The organism is Candidatus Hepatincolaceae symbiont of Strigamia maritima, from assembly GCF_055505085.1.
Genome location: NZ_DBKDTU010000051.1, coordinates 1 through 3,127, shown reverse-complemented (window position 1 = coordinate 3,127; position 3,127 = coordinate 1). Strand labels below are relative to the sequence as shown.

General features: G+C 27.2%; 3 protein-coding genes. All 3 read left to right on the top strand.

The genetic code is table 11. The features are described 5' to 3' along the window. Positions 1 to 121 precede the first annotated feature (121 nt). Genes rho through mnmE form a run of 3 tightly spaced genes read left to right on the top strand, consistent with a single transcriptional unit; the run spans position 122 to position 3,076 of the window. A complete protein-coding gene (rho, locus tag ACQCX0_RS01185; RefSeq protein ID WP_462562293.1) occupies positions 122 to 1,399 on the top strand; it encodes a transcription termination factor Rho in 1,278 nt (425 codons plus the stop codon). Positions 1,400 to 1,421: 22 nt separating this feature from the next. After that, positions 1,422 to 1,733: a hypothetical protein gene (locus tag ACQCX0_RS01180; RefSeq protein ID WP_462562292.1), complete on the top strand. Its 312-nt coding sequence runs from the start codon at positions 1,422 to 1,424 to the stop codon at positions 1,731 to 1,733. An 8-nt stretch (positions 1,734 to 1,741) separates the two neighbouring features. Continuing rightward, positions 1,742 to 3,076 (top strand): tRNA uridine-5-carboxymethylaminomethyl(34) synthesis GTPase MnmE, encoded by a 1,335-nt coding sequence (gene mnmE, locus ACQCX0_RS01175; protein ID WP_462562291.1) that lies wholly within the window; start codon positions 1,742 to 1,744, stop codon positions 3,074 to 3,076. Positions 3,077 to 3,127 lie beyond the last annotated feature (51 nt).

Sequence of the window (3,127 nt, the reverse complement as noted above, 5' to 3'; positions counted from 1 at the left end):
CGACCACCGAGATCTACACTCTTTCCCTACACGACGCTCTTCCGATCTAAAATATAAAAATCAAAGAAACATGTTATTGTATAAAACTAGCAACCTAAAACTAAAGGAAGTATCTAACTATATGGAAATTAAAAATTTAAGTGAATTAAAAGCTAAATCTATAGGAGATTTATGTAATTTTGCTACTAAACTGGACATAGAAAATCCTTCTGAATTAAAAAAACAGGACTTAATGTTTGCGATTCTAAAAAAATTAGCTGAAAAACAAATTATTATTGTAGGAGTGGGGGTATTAGAGGTATTACAAGACGGTTACGGTTTTTTAAGGTCAAAAGAAGCTAACTATTTACCTGGACCGGATGATATTTATATCTCACCTCATCAAGTGAGAAAAAATACTTTAAAAACCGGTGATACTATAGAAGGTGAGATTAGATCTCCAAAAGAAGGAGAAAGATATTTTGCTTTACTAAAAATCAGTAAAATTAATTTAGAAGACCCAATTAAAGTAAAACAGCGGGTGAATTTTGATAATTTAACACCACTCTATCCTCAGGAAAGACTTGAAATGGAGTTTGAAAATTTAAAGAAGAATAACGGTACCAGCGAGCTTACTTCTAGGGTCATGGATTTAATAACTCCGATTGGAAAGGGGCAGAGAGCTTTAATTGTAGCTCCACCCAGAACCGGTAAAACCGTAATGTTACAAAATATTGCTAATTCTATTACTAAAAATCATCCTGAATGTTATTTAATAGTTTTACTAATTGATGAAAGACCAGAAGAAGTAACAGATATGATGCGTTCTGTAAAAGGAGAAGTAATTAGTTCTACTTTTGATGAACCGGCAACTAGACATGTACAAGTAGCAGAAATCATCATAGAAAAAGCTAAAAGATTGGTAGAATATAAAAAGGATGTAGTAATTTTATTAGATTCTATAACTAAGCTTGCCAGAGCTTATAATACTGTGATCCCTTCTTCAGGAAAAGTTCTAACTGGAGGAGTGGATGCTAATGCCTTACAAAAACCTAAAAGAATTTTTGGAGCTGCTAGAAATATTGAAGAAGGCGGTTCTTTAACTATAATTTCTACAGCACTGGTTGAAACCGGCTCTAGAATGGATGATGTAATTTTTGAAGAATTTAAAGGAACCGGTAATGCAGAGCTTATTTTAGATAGAAAATTATCTGATAAGAGAATTTTTCCTGCAATTGATATTACTAAATCAGGAACTAGAAAAGAAGAGTTATTAGTAGATAAATTAACTCTTTCTAAAATGTGGATTCTTAGAAGAATTCTAATGCAAATGGGTACTGTAGAATCTATGGAATTTTTGATGAATAAATTAAAAGAAACTAAAACTAATAATGATTTTTTTCAAACCATGAATTCGTAAGATTAATATAAGAGCTAATTAAATGTTTATTTTATTTTTACCATCACTTTATCAAAGAAAGTTTAAATCGCAATTCTTACTACAACTGTATTTGTATGTTAATTCTAATATTCTTAATGAAGAAATAATTTATAGAGCAAATCAAGATTATTTTACTAACCTTGAAATATATATAAATATTCCAGATATAGCTGTAACTAGTAATTATTATAGAATTTATTGTGATTTGAGATTAAATAAAATTGTAAAAGAAAATAATTATAAAAAACAAATTTTAGAGTTAGAAGAAATTACACTAGAAAAATATAACAATATAATAAAATTGCTAGATTGATAGATTGAATGACAAAACAAACTATTTATGCAATAGCTACAGGGTTACAAAAATCTGCTATAGCAATTATTAGAGTTTCAGGCAGGGAAGCTCTTAATAGTTGTTATAAACTTACTAATCTTACAGAACTAAAACCTAATTATGCTAAATTAGTTAAACTTAAAGATTCACATAATGACTTAATTGATGAGGCTATTCTAATATATTTTCCTAAAGGAAAAAGTTATACAGGTGAAGATTTAGTAGAATATCAAATACATGGTTCTATAGCAGTAATTAAAGATTTATTAGATTTTTTCTCTAAACAAAAAAATCATCGTTTAGCAGAAAGAGGAGAATTTACTAGAAAAGCTTTAGAAAATGGGACTTTAAGTTTAATTCAAGCTGAGGGAATTTTAGATTTAATTAATGCTGAAACTACTCTGCAAAGAAAACAATCTCTAAAACAATTAACTGGAAGTATTGAAGATAGTTATCAAACTATTTATGATAACTTAAAGGAAATTTTAGGAATTTGTGAAGCTACTATTGATTTTTCTGATCAGAAAATTTCCGATAAGAGTTTAAACTATGTTAATACTAAAGTAGAAGAACTTATTAATACTATTAGTTTACAATTAAGTAAATATGATAAAACTCAAAAATTAAAACAAGGTATTCATTTAGCCATTATCGGTAGCCCTAATGTAGGAAAATCTACCCTTATTAATTATTTATCAGGAAATGATGTTTCTATTGTTTCTGATATTCCTGGTACTACCAGAGACATTATTAGTGTTCACTTAGAAATAGCAGGTTATCCTATTATTTTATATGATACTGCAGGACTTAGGGAGAGTACTAACCTGATAGAAATAGAAGGAGTTAAAAGAGCTAAAAATCAAGCAAAAAATGCTGATCTTAAAATAATTTTAGTTGATAATTCTAATTTTGAACAAACTTATCAAGAGATTACCCCCTATTTAGATACGGAAAGTTTTCTATTAATTAATAAAATAGATAAAAATAATCAAAAAAATAAATTACAAGTTAATTTTTTAAATTATTATGAAGTATCTCTTACTCAAGAAATTAATTTAGATAAATTTAAAGAAGTATTAATTAAAAAATTAGCTGAAATTAGTGGCTTTTATGAAAACCCTATAGTACTTCAGCAAAGACATAAGAATATTTTAGAAAATGCATTGCAACAGCTTAAGAGTTTTACTAGTATAAAAAATGATCCTGTAATTGGTGCATATCATTTAAAAATGGCTTTACAGGAATTAGGAAAAATTTTAGGATTTGTAAGTATAGAAGATATTTTAGATATTATTTTTGCTAAATTTTGTATTGGAAAATAATTTTAAAATGTTACACGTGTAACATTTTTTATAATAATAATTTTATAAATG